At 43.7% G+C, this 4,464-nt stretch carries 4 protein-coding genes; all 4 read right to left on the bottom strand.

Annotated elements, in window-relative coordinates:
- Positions 1-150: 150 nt before the first annotated feature.
- Positions 151-1,125, bottom strand: a complete 975-nt coding sequence (locus F9K33_16290) for a hypothetical protein (GenBank protein ID KAB2877514.1) — start codon at positions 1,123-1,125, stop codon at positions 151-153.
- A gap of 62 nt (positions 1,126-1,187) precedes the next feature.
- Positions 1,188-2,111: an AEC family transporter gene (locus tag F9K33_16285; protein ID KAB2877513.1), complete on the bottom strand. Its 924-nt coding sequence runs from the start codon at positions 2,109-2,111 to the stop codon at positions 1,188-1,190.
- A 16-nt stretch (positions 2,112-2,127) separates the two neighbouring features.
- Complete coding sequence (locus tag F9K33_16280; GenBank protein ID KAB2877512.1) at positions 2,128-3,102, bottom strand: DUF2914 domain-containing protein; 975 nt, start codon at positions 3,100-3,102, stop codon at positions 2,128-2,130.
- Between the two features lie 98 nt (positions 3,103-3,200).
- A complete protein-coding gene (locus F9K33_16275; protein ID KAB2877511.1) occupies positions 3,201-4,223 on the bottom strand; it encodes a hypothetical protein in 1,023 nt (340 codons plus the stop codon).
- Positions 4,224-4,464: the final 241 nt, after the last annotated feature.

The raw sequence follows: 4,464 nt of genomic DNA, 5'->3' as shown, positions 1-4,464 counted from the left end.
TGCCGTGTCTTCAATCCTTCAAAAAGATTCTTATAGAATGACAACTACCTCGAACAAAGCCGGACAAATTCTGCATAGCAAAAAAACCCTGCATTCAGCATGCAGGGCTTTATAAGCAAAGTAATTATTTTGTGCAGCTAATTGTCGGGGCTATTTCTTCATTGACACGACTCTTAATTTTTCGCCCGCGGCCATTCTCTCCATGATATTTTGTCCGCCCTTATCTACTTCGCAGGTAGAGAACACGCCGTCCGTTTCGACTTTTTTGACGACCACAATTCCAACATCGGTTGTTTTAAGAAATGTTTTGCCCTCCTCCGTCGGATGCGGAATCTCTTTGACGGAATAGACCCTGAATTTATCATCTTTCCTCACGCCGATATCACTGCCGCAGGTGATGCTGACCGTTAGCGCTTCCTTCTTTTTTTGCTTAAGGATTTCATAGACCGTTCCTTCGACGGGAAAAGCGGTGCGGAGCCATTTTTTTAATTCGTCCGCGCATTGATCCAATCCTACATTCACCGCTCTTTCAGGAGTCGATTCGTGCCGCTCCAGAAATTCGTTGGTGGCGCCTTTAAAATGTTTGGATTGCATGACCTGTCCGGTTGACACATCCAGGATCGTAACCTGCATGTCGACGGAACCGTAATAACCGACCTTTTCATTAGTTTCTTTATTAAAGGCCGGATTGGTGCTGACCGACTGGATCTGGCCGCTGACAAGATATTGTGCGCCCAGAAGCGCTCCGATATTTGTAACGGAGCCCGCATCCACATCATCCGTAAGTTGAAAATTCTGCTCCGACATGATCTTTTCCATAGCCGTACGGTCAAGAATAGTAAAACGTCCTATCTTCACGAACGCTTCTACCGCACGCTGTGTCGCCGCTTCCGCAAAAGCAGTTACTGCGGCCGGATCAGCAAACGGAGAGTCTGCGGAGGAATTCCAGGAAGAACCTCCATTGGAATTGTTGGTTAATGCGCCGCCGCTATATTGATTGGTAATTTTTACGGCATCGAATGCGACAATTCCGATTTTTGCCTTCTCGCGGCCAACGCTCGTTTTGCCTTGCGCAAACAGCGTCGTACTCATCGCGAGAATTAAGATCAGTTTAACGGTGTTCATGGGTTCCTTTACGGTTTGTTTATAGTTCTTTTCGTTAATAATAATTGCGGGCGAATGATCTTTTACAGAATCGAAATCCAAAATGGAAGCGAAATAACAGATAGAATCGTACTCAATACAATGGAACGGGCGATGAACTCTTTATTTAATCCGTACATATCAGCCAATGCAAAAGGCGTGATGGCGACGGGCATGGCCGCCTCAGTGATCGATGACGAAAATTGGTTCGGCGAGTGTCCTGTTAATTTTATTGCGAAATAAAAAATAGCCGGCATCACGGCCAGCGTGACGCATGAAAAAATAAAAACGGGCGTCCACTCAGAGAGTTTTCCTAAATTCGATTTACCGATAAACAGTCCGATCACGATGAGAACGACGGGCGTGACCGACGCCGTGATCATATTCAGTGAGGTCATGATCATGTCCGGAAATCTTATTCCCAGCCCGGCCACAGCAAACCCAAGAAATACGGATAACAAAAGCGGGTTCTTCAGAAGATTTCTCAAAACGTCTTTCATAATGTCTTGTCTGTTTTCCTGCCGTGTGAAATCCAGAAAGCCGATTCCGACGGTAAATATCCAGAACAAATAGACCGCAACGATCACACTGGCCGTCGGAAGAATTTCATCCCCCCAAACTTGCACCAGAACGGGGATTCCCAAATAAGCGACGTTGCCAAAGACGAGGCAGAGATACAACGTTCGGATCATCTGGATTTCCAGCCGTAGTATTTTTCCGGCGACGAATGCGATGAGAAAACCGGCCAAAATAAATATCGAATTCACGGCGATCAATGGCGCATGTTCAGACCAGGAAAGCGGCGTTTTAAGCAAAGACGTGAAGATCAGTACGGGAAATCCGACTTTTAATGCATACTCATTTAACACGGCGGACCAATTATCTCCGATGGTCCTGGATCGCTGCAATACGGCGCCTGCAAGAATGATGAGAAACAGCGGAGCGATCACGGAAAAAATTTGAGTCATAGCATTATTTTTTCTTTTAGTTCACAGTAAACCCGGCAGAATGAAGAATCGCTCCGGAAGGATCGAGTATCTCGATTTTCCAATTGCCTTTTCTTCCGGTGACAGTTCGATAAGCATACGTGCGCATGGGGCTGGATCGGATGTCAAGCGGCGTTTCTCCAATTGCATTGCCATTCAGATACCATTTCACTTTAACGGTTTTTCCCATCCCGCCTGAAATTCTCATCCAGCAATATACTTTGCCGGCCGATCCGGAAAAAGAAACTCCTTCGCCTACGATCTCCATTTTATCAACACCGACGCCGAACTTGAGCGATTCAACTTTCATCCCGTTCACCGTGCCTCCGGAAACAGACTCGGAAGGCGTTGCCATTGTTTTGTTCGCAGTCGTCGTCGATGTTGTGGAAGATTTGTTTACGTTGGATGCAACGGCTGAAGCGGTACCTGTGGTTTTCGTTTTTTCAGTTGCTTTACCTGCCCCGAGTTCGGAGTTCGCGCGTGTAATTCCGTACACGCTGGAGAGATCGTAGGGAATATAACGCGCCGGCTCACGGCGGCTTTCTCCTCCGTAACTCAGCATGAGGGCGAGTTTATTTTCAATGTCAATCCATTCTATGAATATTGCGCTGTGTTCAATATTATTATAGGAATGATTCACGTAATACAGCCAGTCTCCGTACTTGATCTTACTTACGTCTGCGTACGGGCCTGTTTTGGCGCTCTTGAATACGTCTTCACGTTTTCCCCATGAATATCCCGCCCGGTCATAAACGGCGTTGGCATAATCCCAGCAGCTTCCGGGTAAAATTTCCTTATTTTTTAGCGTCATGGTGCGGCCTGTTTCAAGCACATTCCGCCCGTCTTCGGATGCTTTTTTCTCAGCCTTGGTGATCAAACCGTTATAATAATCGTCCTGATAAGAATTGTCCTGGCTATAAGCCCTGTGCATACTAAAAATCAGTAATAAACAGAAAAGGGTGAGTCGTGTCATGAATACTCCACAAAGTTTGATGTGATGGAATTTTGCATTACTGTCGGACACTTCGATTTAAATTGAAATGACCTGCTATGATACGTAAAAACGTCATCCTATTTGCTCTCATGAGAATATAAGAAATCCAAATACTTAATACGGTCGGTTACCTGCTTATTCGCCATCGGGTTGTATCTATAAATCACTTCATCATTCTTGAATACCTGAATCTCAAATGGTTGTCCCAATTTTTCGGTCAGATGATAAAACGTTGAAAGTTCTGCAAAATCGTCACCCCAATTGAATGATGCATAGAGTGTACAAAAGGGACTCTTTGAGAGTTGATCATAGAACTCCTCCGCTTGGGATAACTTAATTTTGGCTCCACCACCTAAACCGTAAACGCTTTTCATGTCCCACAATGGATACTTATATTCTTTCTTAGGCGTCCAAAGTGTTTCCCAGAAGTTCCGGGTAAATGCAGTGCTTTCGAAGTCGATACCCTTTAATAATTTGAATTCCTTAAACAGATATGGAGTAACCTGTATTTCATAATCCACCATGTGTGCAGATTCATGTAGCAAGATATATAGCAAGCCGAAATATTTATCTCCGCAATTTAGGGCCAATGTTCGTCCTGTTGAATCGTCAACAAAGTTTGATCTGTCTTTGCTTGTAACAAGATCGGAAAATGACTTCTTTAATGTGTTAGTGTTAAGTATCAAAAAATAGTAAAAATCATTTTTGCTGTCTATTGCGAAATCAGCGCCTCCATTGGCTATGTAATTATTGACAAAGTAGATTCCAAAAAGTTTTTGCTGCAAAAGTTTTTTCGTGAAGGGAGGTAATAATTTGAAATATTCAGCAACAAGTTCAATCTCTTTCTCATTGGGCATATATGCTCGGTAGTTTTTTCGGCCATCCTCTTGCATCAAAGTCTCCAGCAACTTTTCGGGAATCAATTTTATTCGACTCCCAATAGTCGAGAGAGTATCCATTCCATAATGCTCGAGAATTCTAACATCTTGGCGTCTTAAACTATCAAGCAACATAGTCCGTGTTACTTCCTGAGCAAAACACCAGCTATTCAGCGTAATGCTCAGGGCAATGAAGCCATACAGATGTCTATTTTTGTACATAGTAGTTTCTGAAAATATTCGAACGCTCGGTTATGTTACATGATCTATATTGCAATTGTAAATGTGCAAATATGCGGCAAAACTGAGTTGATGATTTTAGAAATCCTTCTGGCTTTTTCGAGGCTGTTGCAATATGACATGTTGTCTTCAAATATTTTACTTGATTCATGCTTTGGTATTCGCGGCCTTGATAAAAATGCCGGTGAAACCCGAGTTCGCAGTATAACTTCTGCGAAAAACG

Source organism: bacterium, assembly GCA_008933615.1.
Lineage (GTDB): Bacteria > CLD3 > CLD3 > SB21 > SB21 > SB21.
Note: the sequence above shows the minus strand (reverse complement) of the source record. Positions and strands in the feature narration are given on the sequence as shown.

Coding starts and splice junctions, on each gene's coding strand:
- F9K33_16280 (KAB2877512.1), bottom strand. CDS start 3,102: ATGACACGACTCACCCTTTTCTGTTTATTACTGATTTTTAGTATGCAC.
- F9K33_16285 (KAB2877513.1), bottom strand. CDS start 2,111: ATGACTCAAATTTTTTCCGTGATCGCTCCGCTGTTTCTCATCATTCTT.
- F9K33_16275 (KAB2877511.1), bottom strand. CDS start 4,223: ATGTACAAAAATAGACATCTGTATGGCTTCATTGCCCTGAGCATTACG.
- F9K33_16290 (KAB2877514.1), bottom strand. CDS start 1,125: ATGAACACCGTTAAACTGATCTTAATTCTCGCGATGAGTACGACGCTG.